The organism is Paenibacillus sp. YAF4_2 (assembly GCF_052113225.1).
Taxonomy (GTDB): Bacteria; Bacillota; Bacilli; order Paenibacillales; family Paenibacillaceae; genus Pristimantibacillus.
Window position 1 is genome coordinate 176,487 of sequence record NZ_JBFRCT010000008.1, and the last position, 17,624, is coordinate 194,110.

Annotated in this window: 11 protein-coding genes; 7 read left to right on the top strand and 4 right to left on the bottom strand. The window is 47.0% G+C overall.

From position 1 onward, the window contains the following. Positions 1–30 precede the first annotated feature (30 nt). From AB4Y93_RS19395 to AB4Y93_RS19415, 5 genes are all read left to right on the top strand, one after another. On the top strand, positions 31–915 hold the full coding sequence (locus AB4Y93_RS19395) for a carbohydrate ABC transporter permease (protein ID WP_441894499.1): 885 nt from the start codon (positions 31–33) through the stop codon (positions 913–915). Positions 916–917: 2 nt separating this feature from the next. Next, positions 918–1,742: a carbohydrate ABC transporter permease gene (locus tag AB4Y93_RS19400; RefSeq protein WP_441894500.1), complete on the top strand. Its 825-nt coding sequence runs from the start codon at positions 918–920 to the stop codon at positions 1,740–1,742. Positions 1,743–1,784: 42 nt separating this feature from the next. Then, positions 1,785–3,074: a glycoside hydrolase 5 family protein gene (locus AB4Y93_RS19405; RefSeq protein WP_441894501.1), complete on the top strand. Its 1,290-nt coding sequence runs from the start codon at positions 1,785–1,787 to the stop codon at positions 3,072–3,074. A 123-nt stretch (positions 3,075–3,197) separates the two neighbouring features. Then, a complete protein-coding gene (locus AB4Y93_RS19410; protein WP_441894502.1) occupies positions 3,198–4,238 on the top strand; it encodes a LacI family DNA-binding transcriptional regulator in 1,041 nt (346 codons plus the stop codon). 146 nt (positions 4,239–4,384) lie between these two features. Beyond that, complete coding sequence (locus AB4Y93_RS19415; protein WP_441894503.1) at positions 4,385–7,033, top strand: glycoside hydrolase family 2 protein; 2,649 nt, start codon at positions 4,385–4,387, stop codon at positions 7,031–7,033. On the opposite strand, the gene AB4Y93_RS19420 is transcribed toward AB4Y93_RS19415, so the two are convergent. Next, on the bottom strand, positions 6,984–7,841 hold the full coding sequence (locus AB4Y93_RS19420) for an AraC family transcriptional regulator (RefSeq protein WP_441894504.1): 858 nt from the start codon (positions 7,839–7,841) through the stop codon (positions 6,984–6,986). The two genes, AB4Y93_RS19415 and AB4Y93_RS19420, sit on opposite strands and share 50 nt — an antisense overlap. Before the next feature lie 149 nt (positions 7,842–7,990). Between AB4Y93_RS19420 and AB4Y93_RS19425 the strand changes: the two genes are divergently transcribed. Beyond that, entirely contained in the window at positions 7,991–9,028 is a 1,038-nt protein-coding gene (locus AB4Y93_RS19425; protein WP_441894505.1) for a glycoside hydrolase family 88/105 protein, read from the top strand. 73 nt (positions 9,029–9,101) lie between these two features. Here the strand turns inward: AB4Y93_RS19425 and AB4Y93_RS19430 are convergent, their stop codons facing one another. The 3 genes from AB4Y93_RS19430 to AB4Y93_RS19440 form a co-directional block, all read right to left on the bottom strand. Then, positions 9,102–14,234: a DUF7948 domain-containing protein gene (locus AB4Y93_RS19430; protein ID WP_441894506.1), complete on the bottom strand. Its 5,133-nt coding sequence runs from the start codon at positions 14,232–14,234 to the stop codon at positions 9,102–9,104. Positions 14,235–14,433: 199 nt separating this feature from the next. Continuing rightward, complete coding sequence (locus AB4Y93_RS19435) at positions 14,434–15,489, bottom strand: Gfo/Idh/MocA family protein (RefSeq protein WP_441894507.1); 1,056 nt, start codon at positions 15,487–15,489, stop codon at positions 14,434–14,436. 176 nt (positions 15,490–15,665) lie between these two features. Next, entirely contained in the window at positions 15,666–16,556 is an 891-nt protein-coding gene (locus tag AB4Y93_RS19440; protein WP_441894508.1) for an AraC family transcriptional regulator, read from the bottom strand. Positions 16,557–16,676: 120 nt separating this feature from the next. On the opposite strand from AB4Y93_RS19440, the gene AB4Y93_RS19445 reads away from it, so the two are divergent. Beyond that, positions 16,677–17,621, top strand: a complete 945-nt coding sequence (locus tag AB4Y93_RS19445; protein ID WP_441894509.1) for an aldo/keto reductase — start codon at positions 16,677–16,679, stop codon at positions 17,619–17,621. The last annotated feature ends 3 nt before the right edge of the window (positions 17,622–17,624 follow it).

A 17,624-nucleotide genomic window follows, 5' to 3' on the forward strand; every position in this document is an offset into this window, starting at 1 on the left:
GAAGCAGAAGATAGAAAAGAGTGGTGAACTATGAACGGTATGGCTTATAAAACGCAAAGAAAGCTTGTTATTATCGGATTCTTGGCAGTCCCTGTTCTCTTATTGCTTACATTCACTTATTATCCGGCAGTTCGATTAATCTACTATAGCTTCACCGATTGGGATGGGCTCAACAATCATGTGAGCTGGCTCGGCATTGATAATTATCGTGAAATCTTCTCAAACCCTGATCTATTTGGAGTATTCGTCCATCAGATCCCTTACGTCGTTGTAGGTGTTGTGCAAAATATCGTCGCGCTGCTCTTTGCTGTTATCTTGAACTCGAAGCTGCGCGGGCGTAACGTATTTCGTGTTATTTTGTTCCTGCCATTTATCATGAATGCGGTAGCGGTTGCGTTCATGTTCCAATATGTTTTTGATACAACAACCGGCTCCTTGAATTCACTGCTTGGGCTGCTTGGACTGGATTCCTGGAAACAAAGCTGGCTTGGCAACACAAGCATAGTTAACTATTCGCTTGCATCCATCGGCTTCTGGCGGTTTATGGGCTATAACATGGTTATTTACTTGGGAGCCCTGCAGTCAATTCCGGCTGATATGTATGAAGCGGCTACGCTTGACGGGGCAGGGCGGATGCAAACCTTCTGGCATATGACTTTACCGAATATGACAAAGATCATTCAGCTCAATATGTTCCTTACCCTAAGCGGAGCTATAGCGGTATTCGATCTTCCATTTGTTCTGACGCATGGCGGGCCAGCAGGAGCGAGTGAAACCTTCGTTCTGAAGACGGTGGAGACCGCGTTCCAATTCAATAACTTTGGCTTGGCTTCTGCGATGAGTGTCGTGCTTCTAGCCCTTACGATTCTAATACTTGGGCTGCAAAATCTTGTCATCAAGAGAAAGGAGGGATAAGCATGAAGAAATTCGATCCCATTCAATCGATCAAATACGTGCTGCTGCTTGTGGGAACATTCGCCGTGTTTTTCCCTCCCTACGTCGTATTCATTAATGCCTTCAAGCAGGAGGATGAGGTCAGCGGCCCGTTTGCCTTACCGCGCAGCTTCCTTAACTTCGAGAACTTCCGAGTAGCAATGGAAAGAGCACATATCTGGCAAGCGTTTGGCAACACATTTATCATCATTATCGTTTCGCTGCTAGGTAACATTGTGCTGGGGACGATGGTGGCTTATGCGGTAGGGCGCTTTGAATTTAGAGGCAGAAAAATACTGCTTGGCGCATTCCTCTTCGCTACATTAATCCCGGCCATTACGACGCAAGTTGTTGTCTTCTCCATCATCCATACCATGGGGCTCTACAACACCCTCTATGGTCCAATCCTGCTCTTTGTTGGAGCGGATGTCGTACAGATTTATCTCTATCTGCAGTTCATTAAGAACATTCCATATGAGCTTGATGAAAGCGCCATGATGGACGGTGCAAATTTGTTTCGAATCTATCGGACGATTATTTTACCGCTTCTCGGTCCTGCTACAGCTACGCTGGTCATTCTGAAGACGATTAACATCTATAACGAACTGTATATACCTTTCCTCTATATGCCAAAGTCTGAACTGGTCGTCGTAGCGACATCCATCCAGCGGTTTGCCGGCAATAACCAAGCGCAGTGGGGCTATATTTGTGCCATTATTCTTGTCATCATGATTCCAACTGTCGTCTTGTATTTGTTCCTGCAGCGATATATTTTCTCGAGCGTGACAAGTGGTGCAGTGAAAGGGTAAGGAACAGCTGAACGAATTAAACGAGAAGGCAGGAGTATCTAAATGACGATCAATAAGCCATTTATTACGAGAGTGGGAAGCTCTCTCTATGAGGGCCGTCTACCATTTCGTTTCGCTGGGCCTAATATTTATTGGCTGGGCCTTGATGAGAATGTTGGCGGAGTAGATTGGCCTACAACATTTCGTGTCTGCAACGCACTAGATACAGCGGTTGAGATGGGGGCGAATGTCGTTCGTTCTCATACGCTTGGTGCTTCAGTAGGTGATCCCAAATCCTTGTCTCCAAACCTTGGTGAGTATAATGAAGAAGCGTTTCGACGTGTTGATTATGCAATTAAGGAAGCGGAAGATCGCGGGCTGCGATTAATCATTCCTTTCGTCTGCAACTGGGCTTATTATCATGGCGGCAGAGAAACGTTTACAGGGTGGCGTGACTTAACGGATCGAGATTTATTTTATACCAATCGTGATGTTATTGAAGACTTCAAGAGCTATATCGCCGTTATTCTGAATCGTGTAAATACGTACAGCGGTATTGCGTATAAAGAGGACCCAACGATCATGGCATGGGAATTGGGCAATGAGCTTAATGCTGCGCCTGTTGAATGGGTGAAGGAAATTTGCGACTATATTAAATCTATCGATAACAACCACCTTGTTGCACATGGCAAACAGTTTCAGCTCGATGCAGATAAATTAGCGGTTGATAGCTTGGATATTCTCGATGTCCATTATTATCCTGCCAATGCCGAAGCGCTGGTGAAGGATGCTAAGCAAGTAGTTGAAGCGGGAAAAGTATATATGGCAGGCGAATTTGGCTGGCCGGATTGTGATCTGGAGCAATTCCTTGCAGCTGCTGAAGAGAATGAAGCGGTATCCGGAACGTCGTTCTGGTCGTTGTTCCCAAATGCCGATGAAGGTGGATACGTTCATCATTTTGATGGGTTTTCCGTTCATTATCCCAGCAGTGGTATCAATCCGGATCTGGCAGCACGTATCCAGCAGCTGAGAAGCCACGGTTATCGGATGAGTGGAAGAGAAGTGCCGCAGCCGATTCAGCCGGATGTCCCGGTTATGAAGATAGAAAAAGGTATCGTGTATTTCCAAGGCGTTGTTGGCGCGGCTTCCTATTCGCTGGAGAAATCGACGGCAAGCGGCGAAGGGCCGTGGGTGACGGTGTATGATAAACGTCCCGGTGATTATGGTGCGCCATGGATTGATCCAACAAGGGCGCATTCAGTTCGAACCTGGTATCGCTTACGAGCATTTGGTGTGTCTAATCGGCCCAGCGGCTATTCTGAAGTTATCGTGTCAGAGCCATTTACTCCTTAATACCCATTAGCGGTGCAGAGATCTGTACCGCTGTTTGAATTTTGCCAGCAAACTGAATAAAAGTTGAAGAGAGTTTAAAAAACAATTATAATAAGTTCAAAAAAGTGGTAAGGAGTATGGCCATTGCGAAAGGTAACCTTGCAGATGATTGCCGATCAGGTCGGCGTCTCGAAAGCTCTTGTGTCTAAAGCGTTGTCCAATGATCCGGCTGTAAATAACGGAACGCGCGAGGAGATATGGAAAACAGCACATGAGATGGGCTATTCCTTCGACAAGCTGCGGAAATCATCCGTTTATGCGAAGACTGGCAATATCGCCGTTCTGATGCCTGAAGCTTATCTGAGTGATATCGAGTATTGGGGCAAAATTATTCGCGGCATCGATAGAGAGCTGCAGTCACATGATTTCAGTATGATTTTATCAGGTGTTGATATCTCAGTAGATCCTCAAGAAGGCCTTCCTTCAAGTATTAATGAGCAAAAGGTAGATGGAGCACTCTTGCTTGGGCATATGCCTGAGTCTTATGTGAAGGCGTTAGATGCAAAAGGAATGTCTTGTGTCTTAGTTGACTCTAATATTCAGAACGGCAAACATGACCATATATTAGCGAATAACTATCTGGGAGCGTGTGACGCGACAAATCGGCTGCTGCAGGCTGGACACCGCAGTCTGGCATTTGTAGGAGATATGGAGACGGCCTGGAGCTTCAGGGAACGGGATCGGGGCTTTGAGGATACGGTAAGAGAGCATAATAAGGGATCGTTGGAGCAAGTCAGCGTAACATGGGTTCGAGGGTTAGGTGTAAGCGGGCGAGGTAATTATACGAATGCTGAATTTGTGGAGAAGCTGCGCCTTGCAATAACCGAAGAGAAAGTGACCGGCTTTTTCTGTGCGAACGATATGCTTGCGATTGAAGTGCTGCGTCAATTATCCAACTGGGGTTATCGTTGTCCAGAACAGGCTTCAGTTATTGGATTTGATGATCTGTCACTGGCCGAGTTTATGATTCCGAAGCTGACGACAATCAGGGTTCCTAAAGAGGATATCGGCTCAAGAGCGGTAAGGGCTGTTCTCGATCGGATAAAGCATCCGGATACGGTATCTGAACTTATCCAGCTGGAAACGGAATTGATCGAGCGGGATACCGTTATGAGTCTGCAATAGTCATGGTTAAGCACTTGTTCCTTTGGAACGAGTGCTTTTTTATTGTTGAATTAAACACTTTAATTTTGTTGAATTAAACGTTTCATTATGTTAAAATTTTCTCGTTATGATAGCTTACTATGAGAATAGCTAAAGGACGGGTATTTATGATGGAGATCAATCTAAACGATAAAGAGTGGGAGCTGAAAGGCTTTTGGCCATGGGTCCCTTGCAAAGGCACGAGTATGGAAATTGGTAATGAATTAATGGGGGTAACCGAATGGTTGCCGGCAACGGTACCCGGCGGTGTACATCAGGATCTTTATAAAGCAGGACTGATTAATAACCCCTATGTAGATTTGAACAGCCTGTATTGCGAATGGGTGGAAAACCGCTGGTGGGTATATCGGACACAGTTTCAGAAGCCGATTATTGAGCCGGGAGATAAGGTTGAGATCATGTTCATGGGTCTTGATTATGAAGCGATAATCTCAATGAACGGCACATTGCTTGGCGAGCATGCTGGGATGTATGAGCCTGCCGTATATGATATCACGGAGCTGCTGGGGGAACGTGAGACGGTTGAACTTCAGATTGTGCTAAAGCAGGCGCCGGATGAGATGGGGCAGATCGGGAAGACGTCGGAAACGTTCACGCAGAAAAGCCGGTTTAACTACAAATGGGATTTTTCTACACGGCTTGTTAACGTAGGGATTTGGGATGATGTGCTGTTACGTGTCTCCAAAGGATATTCGCTAGAGGAGATTGCTCTTCATTCGGATGTAACTACGGATGGCCATGGAGTCATTCGTGTTGCTGCAGGTGTTCGTAACCATCATGCTGGTGATTCCGCAGAAACGCTAGACTACGCAGATGTGCGGGCTGAGTTGGAAGTGACGGGACCAAATGGTGATTTCGTTCATTCTATTCAGATGGTAGTAGACAAGGACGGTTTTCAATTCGATATTCCTGTTCCGACCCCGCAGCTCTGGTATCCGAACGGATATGGCGAGCAGCCGCTCTACCAAGTGACAATTCGGTTGCTTCAGGATAATAAGCTTCTTGATCAGCGAGTACATCATACCGGCATTCGCAAATTGGAATATCGGCAGAACGAGGGAAGTCCGGCAGATGCGCTGCCGTATACGTTTGTTGTGAATGGTGTGCCGATCTATATACAAGGCGCCAATCTGACGCCTCTTGATCATCTATATGGGAATGTGACGAAGGAGCGCTATGAATGGATGGTTCATCTTGCGAAGCAAGCGAATCTGAATATGCTTCGCATATGGGGCGGCGGTGTTATCGAGAAAACGTATCTGTACGACCTGTGTGACCGCCATGGCATCATGATCTGGCAGGAATTCATCCAGTCAAGTTCTGGCATAGATAATAAGCCATCACAGAAGCCGCTGTTCCTAGAACTGCTGCATAAGAATGCTGTTGCTGCATTAAAAACTCGTCGCAATCATGTGTCACTAACAGTATGGAGTGGCGGCAATGAGCTGATGAGTGAGCCGAATCGGCCTTCGACCTACGAAGATGCAAACTTGTCACATCTGAAGTCGCTTGTAGAGCATTATGATCCGCAGCGGCTGTTCCTGCCGACTTCTGCATCGGGACCGGTTCAATATATTACGAGAGAAAAAGGCGTCAGCCATGATGTGCACGGACATTGGAAGTATGAAGGTAATCCTAATCACTACAGCTTATATGGTGAAGCGGATCATCTGTTCCATAGTGAGTTTGGTGTCGATGGTGTGAGTGGCGTGAAGAGCCTTCGTAAATTTTTGTCCTTACAACATCTTACGCCAGTCTCCATGCGCGATAATCTCGTCTGGCGGCATCACGGTGAATGGTGGGATACGTACGATCGTGATACGGAATTGTTCGGGCATTTCGAATCACTCTCGCAGTTCTCGGATGCAAGCCAATGGATGCAGGCGGAGGGGTTGCGGTTTATCCTTGAGGCGAATCGGAGACGTCAGTTCCAGAACAGCGGCAGTATCATTTGGCAGCTTAATGAGCCGTGGCCTAATGCTAGCTGTACGAATCTAGTTGACTATTATATGGAGCCGAAGATGGCTTATTATTGGACGCGTAACGCGTTTAAGCACTGCCATGCATCGCTTGATTACCGCAGTCTCAATATGGCTGCTGGAGAGTGGATGGAGGCAGGGGTCTACCTGCATCAAGCAAGCGAAAGCTGCGAAGTGGCCGTTGAAGTATGGGATACACGAGGCAGCCTCTTATTCTCGCAATTATTTGATACCGTTCTGCAGAACGCCTCTGTAACGAAGCTGGGTAATGTACGATTTGTTGTTCCTCATACGTATAATGGGTTATTTATTGTAAGGTTAGGCGTAACGCAAATGAATCAGGTGACAGAGTACAATGATTATTTCTTCTCTACTAATGATCAAGAGATTTATCGGTCTGCCTTACAGCTTGAAGGTGCTCAATTGAATGTGCAGGCTCAGGACGAATGGAGTTATGAATCGCTTCCTGGCGGTGAGATCGGAAGTGTCTTGGTGCGCAGTTATATGGTGAACAATGAAGGGCATGAAGCAGCGCTCCATGTCCGGCCGGAGGAACGTACGGATAGCTATTGGACTTCAGCGGATGATGCTTTCTTCACCCTGCTGCCTGGTGAATCCAGACAGGTTAAGGTCACCTGCACCAAACGGAATGGGGAGTTGTTTGTGACGGAGAATAATGCTTCTGCTGCTCCTGATAGGCCTCATGTTGTATTTACGTCTTTTGGTTCTAATCAAGCTTTCGATAAGCCCTTGGCGACAAGCCAGAAAGCTCTTTGAACACTTTGCCAAAATGGGAAAAGTTCTCGAAGCCGCACTGTTCAGATATTTGGGTAATACTCAAATCGGTTTCCCTCAGGAGATGTTCGGCCTCTTTGATCCGGGTGATATTGATATATTGACTGAAGCCAAAGCCAGTCACTTCCTTGAAGACGCGGCTTAAATGCCCTTTGCTTATATAAAATTGCTTGGCAAGGTCGTCCAGATGCAGCGGTTCCCGGAATTGCTGATTAATATGACGGATAATATCGGTTACTTTACGCTGGACCGGAGTAACTTCAACATTCGGAAGAGCCTTGCGCTTTTGCATGTGGCGAGCCGTGAGCAGAAGCAGTTCAATAGCCATGTTTCGGATATGCAGCTGATAACCAGGAGGACGATCATTTAGCTCTCGCAGCAGGGATTCGAATAGGGCTTCCAAGTGCAATCGTTCCTGTAGGTTCAGTCTAACAATTGGATAGCCATCCAAGAAGGGGGACTGGAGCAGCTCCGTCTCCTCCTGTGGCAATCCGTCAAAAAAAGGCAGATCAAAATGAAGCACAACTCGTTCATGATTCGGCTGGCTCAGCTCGGAGGTTCGATGAACGAAGTTGGAATTCACAAGAATAAGATCACCTGACTGAATGGGATAGAGGGAGTCTCTTATAAAAAATTTTCTTTCCCCGCTGTATAGATAAAAAAATTCAAAGGATCTGTGGTAGTGGGTCGTATCCATCGAATGATAGCCAATTCTTCGGTCGAATTCGATCCACAATGGTTCGCTTATCGAGCCATATCGAAGGATATCAGGCAGTGATTGAATGGTCATGGAGTACTCCTTTCACGGATGGACGGTATTACGATTATAGCAATAATTGCGGGGTTTATGGACTATTTGTTTATATTTGCGGAGATTTAATTGCTATATTCATGTTACTCTTGCGGTATGAGAGCGATTTCAATCGGAGGAGTCAAACGATGAAAAAATTTGTCGTCAACGAAGAAGAAGTAAAAGAACTGATCGACCTCGTCGTCCGCAGAACGATGAATATGGATTTTACATGGAACTGGTCCTGCGGAGTTGCCTTTTATGGAATCAGCAAAGCCTGGGAAGTAACGAAGAATCAGGAGTATATTGATTTTTTGGTCAAATGGGTGGATGAATATTTGGAGCTTGGGCTGCCGGCAATGATGGTCAATTCTTGTGCAATGGGGCATACGATGTTGACCCTGCACGAAGCGACAGGAGATCAAAAGTACCTTGATCTAGCTCTAATGAAGGCGGAGTATTTGCGAAAAGACGCTATCCGGTTTGGAGAAGGGGTATTCCAGCATACGGTATCGTCCAAAAATGATTTTCCGGAGCAGGCTTGGGCGGATACGTTGTTTATGGCGGCATATTTCCTGCTGCGCCTTGGCTTCAAGCTGGATAAGAAGGAATATATAGATGATGCCCTGAATCAGTTCTACTGGCATGAAGAATTTTTGCAGGATAATAAGACGAACCTGTTCTACCACGCTTGGGATAATGTAAGAGGTGATCATCTCTCCGGTATTTATTGGGGCAGGGCCAATGCATGGGCCGCTTATACGATGGCACAAGCTCATAAAATGCTGAATCCGTTTATGCCGATGTGGATGCAGCTTGGAGGAGCGCTTGGCGATCAATTAAGTTCTCTCGTCAGACTGCAATCGCCAAAAGGCTTGTGGCGTACGGTGCTAAATGATGAAACCTCCTATGAGGAAACGTCAGCTTCTTCAGGTATTGCTGCTGCATTGACCATCTATGCCCATCCGCTGCACCAGAACTATATGGCAAAAGCCTATGAAGGTATTCTGGCAAACATCGATGAGGACGGTTCGGTCCGCCACGTATCTGCAGGTACGGCAGTTATGTATTCGGTTGATGATTATAAGGTCATCTCCAAGAAGAGAGTGCAAGGATGGGGTCAAGGATTGACTCTGGCCTATCTTGTAGCGCTGATTCAGAATCAGGAAGTTGTCAGCAGTATTTAAAACAATAGGGATCATAAAAATTAAAAATGGCCGGCCCATTAATATGGGGACCGGCCGTTTTATTTGCCAAACTTTACTCCTCTTCTTCAGGGATAACGGTTACCGACGCACTTGCTGTACGGGTCGGCCCATTATCTGATAGTAGTGTAACAGGGCTTACAAGGACAGTCTCTTCCTCAACTTCAGGTAGAACAAATGGTACCCGAAGCGTCTCTCTTGCTCCAACGTCGAACTCCGTCAGCCGCAGCTGTATGTTGAGAAGGGGAGCAGTCAACCGGACATTTAATAGCGGAACATTACCCGTATTACGGAATTGAATGGTGAAGATAACCGTTTCACCCGGCCGTCCAACGGGACGATCAACAGTCTCGATGAGTGATGCATCCGGCCGGGACTGTATCTGTATCAAAGCCTCCTCTTGCTGGAGCGGCGTCTCCTCGGAAATGATGGTTACTGTATTCCGCAATACGGTTCCGCCTTGCGTCCCGGCAGATATCGGAAGCTGCAGCGTGAAAACGCGGCTTTCTCCGGGTACGAGTGATGGAATGGTCGTGCGGAAGCCAAGAAGCGGATCAAATACTCGGACGTTGGTCAGCGGGTTAGCTGTGACGTTTGTGACGGTAATGATTTTAAGTACCGTCCCGCCTGGTACAGGATTCTCCGGCTGCACTTCGATGTTGATTTCTGGTAGCTCGGCTGGAACCGTAACGACTACCCTTGCTTCATCCTGTGCTGGAGGTGTAAGGGCAGGCTGTTCCAGCCACGTGACCGTTACCCGGTTTGCGATCAGGGTTCCTTGTGTTGAGCCTGCCGGCACAAGGAAGGCGAAGCTGACCCTTTCCGTCTGTCCAGGTGCTATGACCGGAATGATAATCTGCTCACCGGTGAGCGAATCATCTATAACGACGTTGGATGCAGGATTAGCACCGGTGTTCGTTACTTCGACGGTATACTGGATCGTTTCACCCGGTTCTGCTGTGTTCCGGTCCGGCCTTTTCCGCACGCTTAGCGTTGTTTCTGCAATAGGTGCGGTTTGTACAAGGACTTCAGCAATTGTTTCGAGCAATGGTGTTTGATCCGATGCGACAGTAAATGTATTACGGATGAGGCTGCCAATCACGGTATCCGCTGGTACGGTGAATGTTACCGTCCTTGTAATCGTCTCATTTGCGAGCAGGACAGCTATTGTTTCGTTTAGTCCTAAGAGAACATCGCTAAGTACCACATTTGTCTGAACCACAGCTGCCAAGTTTGTTACGGTTAGTGTGTAGCTGATTGATTCTCCTGGAGCGGCTGTATTGCGGTCAGGCAGCTTATGAATGACAAGGGACGGGGCAGGAGGCACTTGTACGGCAATCTCGGCTGCAGTCTCAAGCAGCGGTGTTTGATCCGATACGGCTGTAAATGTATTACGAATGATACTGCCAATTACGGCAGCAGCCGGAATGGTGAACGAAACCGTCCGGGTAACGGACCCATTGGCAGGCAGGATATCGATCGTCTCACTGAATCCAAACAGCATATCAGTCAGAACGACATTCGTCTGAGGGACATCAAGCAGATTCGTTATGGTCAACGTATAAATGACTGTCTCTCCGGGAGCAGCCGCATTACGGTCTGGTATTTTCTGAATTACGAGAGAAGGGCCTGGAGTCTCCAGCACGACAACTTCTGCAATTGTTTCGAGAAGCGGCGTTTGATCCGAAGAAGCTGTGAACGTGTTTTGGATAATGCTTCCGGCTACTGCATCTGCCGGGATTGTGAAGGACACGATCCGGGTTACAGACCCGTTTGCAGGGAGAACGTCAATTGTCTCGCTGAGTCCAAGCAACACATCATTCAGTATGACGTTGGTCTGAGGAACATCAAGCAGATTCGTGACGGTCATCGTGTATACGACTGTTTCACCAGGTATAGCTGCAGCACGGTCAGACTCTTTCGACAGCGATAGGCCGGCTCCCGTTACTGTTACAACCGATTCCACTTCTTGAGGTCTGGTTTCATTCGATACCACGCTTAGAATGTTGACGATATCTGAACCGATCGGAGTTTGCCGCGGGAAGGTGAAGGTGAACACAAATTCGAGCTCTTCGCCTACCGCCAGATCGGGAACAGGCTGGTCAATCCCGAGCAGCTCATCAATGATGCGAATACCGGTTAACGGCACATTGCCGAAATTCACCAGTGTGACCGTATATTCAATCGTCTGTCCGATCACCACGGTAAGCGCCGCAGGAGTCTTCTTAATACCAAGAAGCGGATCAGTAAGTACAGTTACTTCCTCATTGGCGAGCACGGGCTCTGTCTGATCACTTACAGCAGCGGCCGTATTTGTATAGGTTTGAGGCGGAGTCTCCAGCGGAACAAACAAGGTTACAATGAAGGTCTCGCTTTGCCCAATGAAGAGAACGGGAATAACCGTTTCAAATCCGGTAAGATCATCCGTCACCAATACATTAAAAAGCTCTGTGTTACCGGTATTGCTGACCTTAATGGTGAAATTCACCGTTTCTCCCTGACGAACGACGTTTCGATCAGCAGACTTATTGATCTCAAGCCGCGGTACTGGCAGAACCTCCACCACGGTTCCGACTTCCTCCGGCTGAGGCAAATTATCGGCAGTAATCTTTGCGATATTGGAAATCGTAAATCCTGCCTGCGCATCCGGAGGGATAACGAAAGGCCACTGAATCTCGAGGGACATTCCAACATGGATGTCTCCGATAAACTCATCAAGTCCGATAAACGGGTCGGTAATGTGAACATTGATCAGGTCGGCATTTCCTATATTCTCGAGTACGATGATAAAGATGACCGTATCTCCGGGAGCTGCTGCAGGCGGGTCAACGGTTTTTCTGGCTATTAGTATAGGAGTTCCTGTCACGAGAATTTCTGTCTCTGCCTCGATCGGCTTGCTGGTTTGATCCGTAATAACCCTTACCGTATTTCTGAATATTCCTAATGGGAAGTCCAAAGGAATATCGAAGGCGAATTCGAAGATTTGAAATGAAAAGGGAGGAATATCAGGAATGAAATGAAAAATACCAATCAATGGATCTTCAATAGTTACATTTGTCAGGATGACTCCGCTAGGGTTATGAATTTCAATAAAGTATGTCACTCGTTCGCCGGGCTGCAATTCAAACCGATCGGTAAACTTTTTGACCAGTATCTCAAACCCTAAACTGAACTTCATGACAAAAGCATCGCTGCCTCCCCTCAAAAACGGCTGAATCACACCGGGCGTGACCGGGAAATTAGGGGAGAAGGTTTGGCCGGTCAAGTAAATGTTGCTTTCATGATCTACCGCGATAGCATTATCCGTATCACTCGAGCTGCCTCCAATAAAGGTAGAAAAGACAAGCGAAGCGCCGTCAATGTTCAATTGAGTAAGGAATCCATCTCCGCCCTCCGGGAATGGATGAATCGCGTCAGGCGTGATGGGGAAATTAAATGATCCGGTATTCCCTGCCACATAAGCGAAGCCTGAGCGAACAGCTATACCATTGCCTGAATCGGACCCTTCCCCGCCTAAAAAGGTGGAATAGACCTGATAATTGCCATCCGAACTAAGTTTCGTTACAAAGGCTTCGGAAGCTCCCCCATGGAAAAAAGGCTGGAGGGATCCCGGCGTAACCGGAAAATCGAACGACGTAGTAGTTCCTGTCACGTAAGCCTGACCAAACTCGTCTACAGCTATGCCTCGGCCTTCATCATCACCGCTGCCGCTAAGAAAGGTGGAATAAAGGAGTGCAGATCCATTTTCATTCAATTTCGAGACGAAAGCAGATATGACACCGTTAAATGAAATTTGAAAAGCTCCTGGTGTGGTTGGGAAATCGGGTGAGGTGGTCATTCCGGTTAAATAGGCGTTGCCAAAATTATCTATCGCAATGCCAAATGCTTCATCAATGCCAAAGCCCCCAAGGAAAGTGGAGTATTCAAGCACAGTACCGTCAACATTGATTTTCGCAACAAAAGCATCCTCCAGATTGCCTGCAAGTCCTGGCTGCAGTGCACCGGGTGTAATTGGAAAATCGAAGGAATTTGTTGTGCCTGTCACATAGGCATTCCCAATACTATCAACAGCGATGTCAAAACCAGTATCCACCCCCTGTCCGCCAAGAAAGGTGGAATATACAAGCGAACTGCCGTCAGGACTTAATTTTGTTACAAATACGTCTTGATTGCCGCCATTAAACGGTTGAATAGCTCCCGGTGTCGTTGGGAAATTGGGGGAAAGGGTCTGCCCGGTTACATAGGCGTTGCCAAAATCATCTACTGCGATGCCATTTCCTTGATCAGCGCTGCTGCCGCCAAGAAAGGTGGAGTATTCAAGGACATTTCCAAATGCATTTAATTTTGAGACGAATACAGTCGACGATCCGTCAATAAAAGGCTGAAAGGCGCCGGGGGTTATGGGAAAATCAAAGGAAACGGTTTGCCCTGTCACATAGGCATTGCCAAATTGGTCTGCCGCGATGCTGAAGCCGGCATCGGTATCACTTCCTCCAAGATAGGTGGAGTAAGTAAGCACAGGGTCTATAACTAATTCATAATTCGGGTCATAGCCAAACACCTCAAAGCCGTAAGCGCATGCTTCCTGCCCTTCAGGCAGAATGAAGCGACTTTCCACGGGAACCCTGCGGCCATTAATGACCTGATAGCTGACAGGTTTCTTTTCTGACAATATACCGTGCGGGGTAGTGATTTGAAGATCTCCTTCGTCGCTTAAGGCGAGCTTATCTGCTCCTTTGTAGACAAACCGGATATCGCCAATTCTAGCACCAGGCTGTACTATCACATCGTATTTTAAATCTCCATTAGCCTCATAGAAGATCAGATCAACACCTGGCCATGGCTTACGGTAGACAATCTCCCGGTATGTTGGAAGGTTGGTGTGCCAATTGGTCGGATTGTTGCTTATCATATAATGGACTTTCTCTGGTTGCTGGCAACGTCCTTCTATTGTTATAGTATTCGCACCTTGAAACTGCAGAAATAGAGCCATGCCTTCCTCTCGATCAGGTCTTCCGGTAAAAACAAAAAGAACCTCTTCGGACGAAAAACCGATTTTGTATCCGGGCTGATGATTCGTAAGAAAATGAATATCCGTGCGAGTCTGCCCGGCATTTTCAATGAAGGTCATCGGAAACTGCCAATCTTCCCTAATGGGTACCTGACGCTTTGTTTCATTGGGTATCAAGTCTTCTCCTCCTTTAAAGATCAACCGAACAACCAGATTCGAGCAGTTACTTTCCCTTTTAGACCACGGGTAAAAATGAGCACATTATTCTTACATAGATTTATGTGTTAGAATTACTCATATTGCTTATCCTGTAAAAATTTGTTTTCTAGTAAAGAAAAAGTCCCGATGATTACAAGAATCATCGGGACGTCCAGCATTATATTACTTTCATAGATTCCCCTGTCACGATCGCCTCATCAATAGCCATAGCTAGCTTGACGTCCATCAAGGCTTCCGACAAGGAATAGAAGCTTACTCCTTCTCTGACATAAGTCGTCATACGGGACAAGGCCTCTGCAATCGCAATCTCCTCGTCGGAGAGCGATGCAGGGTAATACGGGTTACGGAACAAGCACTCCGAGCCTGCACGCAGCTCGCGCAGCGATAACGGAGCGAGGCTTCCTTCCAATCCATCCTGCTGCCTGCTAATCGTGATGGTCTCATAATCCGCAGCGCCAAGACTTCTGGTAACCTCGTTATCTCTAATTTCCCCATGGGAGCCGCGGATCAAGATGCGGTTGTGACGAAGTGGGGAGAAATATTGGGATCGAGCAAAGTCGAGCACCGCACTCTTACCATCTTGGAAGGTAAGAATGGCAATATCCTGCTGATCAGTCTCTAGGTTGCCTTGTACAACGCGCCCCCGATGCGGCACTTCTTGAATAGGAAACTCGAAACGCCGGGCAACGATTTCACAGCTCGACGAATGGGGTAAGGACAACCAATGCCGGATTAGGCTGACTCCATGATAACCATGACCTGCTGATACCTGTACGTGACGTACTTCACCGATTGCTCCTGAGGAAATAAGGGCGGTACGAGCTGCATGGTACGGCTGCAGCGGATATTGCTCAGCAATCTGAATAGGCGCGCCTTCCGAGATGAGAGCAGATATAATCTCCATGCCTTCGTCATCGGCTGCTGGCGGAGTTTCGGCCATGATTGGCTTACCTATTAAAGCGAGTTGCTTCAATAAAGATGGCGTGGATGTCTTGGAGACGGCAGTGAGGAGAAAATCACAATGCTCAGCGAGTTCTTCTGGTGACTGATATAGCTTTAAACCCCATTTTGCTGCGGCTTCCTCATATTTGGCTTGGTCACGGACTACGATGCCAACAGCCTTGAACAAGTGCGGCAGCTGGCTGGCGATCCGCAGGTAAGCCTCTGCTCTCCATCCCAATCCGATAATTCCAAAACGTATAACGTTCATCATTGATCCTCCTTAAATGAATGGCCACACAAAAGGGTAGGGCGTCTACCGTTTGTGGTGATTTATGCTTCGAAAGCATGGGCTTAAATGAATTGCCACACAAAAGGTAGGGCATCTACCGTTTGTGGTGATACATGCTTCGAAAGCATGGGCAAATATTTAATAATAGTAATTGCTAGTTAGCGATGACTGCGCTTATAATCTGACGGCGTCATACCAGTGACCAGCTTGAATTTCTTATAGAAATAGGACTCGCTTTCAAAGCCACATTGGACACAAATCGTGCTGATCGTATCCTCAGTATCCATAAGCAGCTCCTTCGCAAGCATGATCTTCTTCACGAGAATATATTCGGTTACGTTCATACCTGTCCATTGTTTAAACACTCTGGAGAAGTGGGAAGAGGTGATTGCTGCCTTAGAAGACAACGCGGCAAGATTCAATTCATCAGACCCAATATTTGCTTCGATATAGCCTAATATAGATCTGATCCAGGCAGGCTCCGAGCTTGAGTCACGACGACGTTGGCCTTCAGATTCTGAATCGGATAAAACCATACGGTTTAATGTTAATAGAAAATCATGCAGCCGTATTAAGATAGCTACTCGGTAATTCGGAAGCTGCTGATTCTGCTCCTTTTTCATCGCCTCAATGATCTGAATAAGCACGGCTTGCTGATCAGGCGGTGGTTCCATCTTATAGCTTTTTGTCTTTCTAACTTGCTCGAAGCAGCGCAAGAGCGAATAAGATTCACCGAGTTCCATCGGCTGAATTAATTGCGGAGCAAAGAAGATGGCGCTAGATGTTACAGGGCATTGCTCATCAGGAAATGCTCGATGCACGGTGTTGCCTGGAATGAGAAACAGGGCTCCGGGGTTCATTTCATAGAAAGTATGGTTGATGAAAAAGGTTCCTGTACCCGCATAGACATAGACGATCTCATACCAGTCATGCAAATGATCCGGAAGCTCCGTCTGTGGTGACTTGGTGTCTTGATACACAAGGCTGAACGGGAATTTGGCTGGGTCCTCGAATCGTTTCTGTACAGCCTTCACAGCTGTAATCACCATCCTTGTTATAACCTCTCTTTAGATGATAGCAAATAAGAGCATAAAATAACAGAATTAGAGCGTTATCATGTGTGATTATGCTAGTGTAAAATGAAATTAATTCATCTTGGAGGTACAAATATGCAATATAGAAAACTAGGTAAGACAGATCTCGACGTATCGGTGCTTAGCTTTGGCGCCTCATCGCTTGGCTCCGTATTCCGTGAGACGGATGAAAGCGAGAGTATTCGTACCGTTCATGCAGCACTGGATTCAGGTATTAATTTCATCGATGTGTCCCCTTATTATGGGCTAACGAAGGCAGAGGCAGTGCTCGGAAAAGCGATTAAGACGGTTCCGCGTGACCGGTTCTATCTCTCAACCAAGGCGGGTAGATATGGGGCTGACAGCTTCGATTTCTCCAGCGGCAAAATAACGGCGAGTGTAGAGGAAAGCTTACGACGATTGAATACGGATTATTTGGATATTCTTTTCCTGCATGATATTGAGTTCGTGGAGCCCCAGGTCATCTATGAGGAAGCGATTCCGGCACTTCAGAGGCTGAAGGCAGAGGGGAAAATCCGTCATACAGGCATTTGTGGATTGCCGCTGAGTTTGTTCGAAGAGTTCCTGCCCAAAGTGGAGATCGATGCCATTATCTCCTACTGTCATTATTCCTTAAATGATACAACACTGGAGCGGCTGCTGCCTCTATTGGAAAAGCATCGGATTGGACTTGTGAACGCCTCTCCATTATCGATGGGACTGCTTAGTACACGAGGTACTCCGGAGTGGCATCCGGCAAGCCCAGAGGTGAAGGCGGTATGTAAGCGAGCGGCCGACTATTGTGCAGAGCAGGGCGAGGATATCGCAAAGTTAGCCGTTCAGTTCTCAACGATGAACAGTCGGATTCCAACAACCTTGGTAAGTACAGCTAATCCTTCGAACATTGTGAACAATGCCCGTTGGGTTGATGAATCTATTCATTCGGAGCTGCTCACAGAAGTTAGAGGAATCTTGGAGCCTGTATTTGATAGGACATGGGAAAGCGGCATTGCTAGATATAATACCAATCTGAAGTTGTAACAA

Coding starts and splice junctions, on each gene's coding strand:
- AB4Y93_RS19395 (WP_441894499.1), top strand. CDS start 31: ATGAACGGTATGGCTTATAAAACGCAAAGAAAGCTTGTTATTATCGGA.
- AB4Y93_RS19400 (WP_441894500.1), top strand. CDS start 918: ATGAAGAAATTCGATCCCATTCAATCGATCAAATACGTGCTGCTGCTT.
- AB4Y93_RS19405 (WP_441894501.1), top strand. CDS start 1,785: ATGACGATCAATAAGCCATTTATTACGAGAGTGGGAAGCTCTCTCTAT.
- AB4Y93_RS19415 (WP_441894503.1), top strand. CDS start 4,385: ATGATGGAGATCAATCTAAACGATAAAGAGTGGGAGCTGAAAGGCTTT.
- AB4Y93_RS19420 (WP_441894504.1), bottom strand. CDS start 7,841: ATGACCATTCAATCACTGCCTGATATCCTTCGATATGGCTCGATAAGC.
- AB4Y93_RS19425 (WP_441894505.1), top strand. CDS start 7,991: ATGAAAAAATTTGTCGTCAACGAAGAAGAAGTAAAAGAACTGATCGAC.
- AB4Y93_RS19435 (WP_441894507.1), bottom strand. CDS start 15,489: ATGATGAACGTTATACGTTTTGGAATTATCGGATTGGGATGGAGAGCA.
- AB4Y93_RS19440 (WP_441894508.1), bottom strand. CDS start 16,556: ATGGTGATTACAGCTGTGAAGGCTGTACAGAAACGATTCGAGGACCCA.
- AB4Y93_RS19445 (WP_441894509.1), top strand. CDS start 16,677: ATGCAATATAGAAAACTAGGTAAGACAGATCTCGACGTATCGGTGCTT.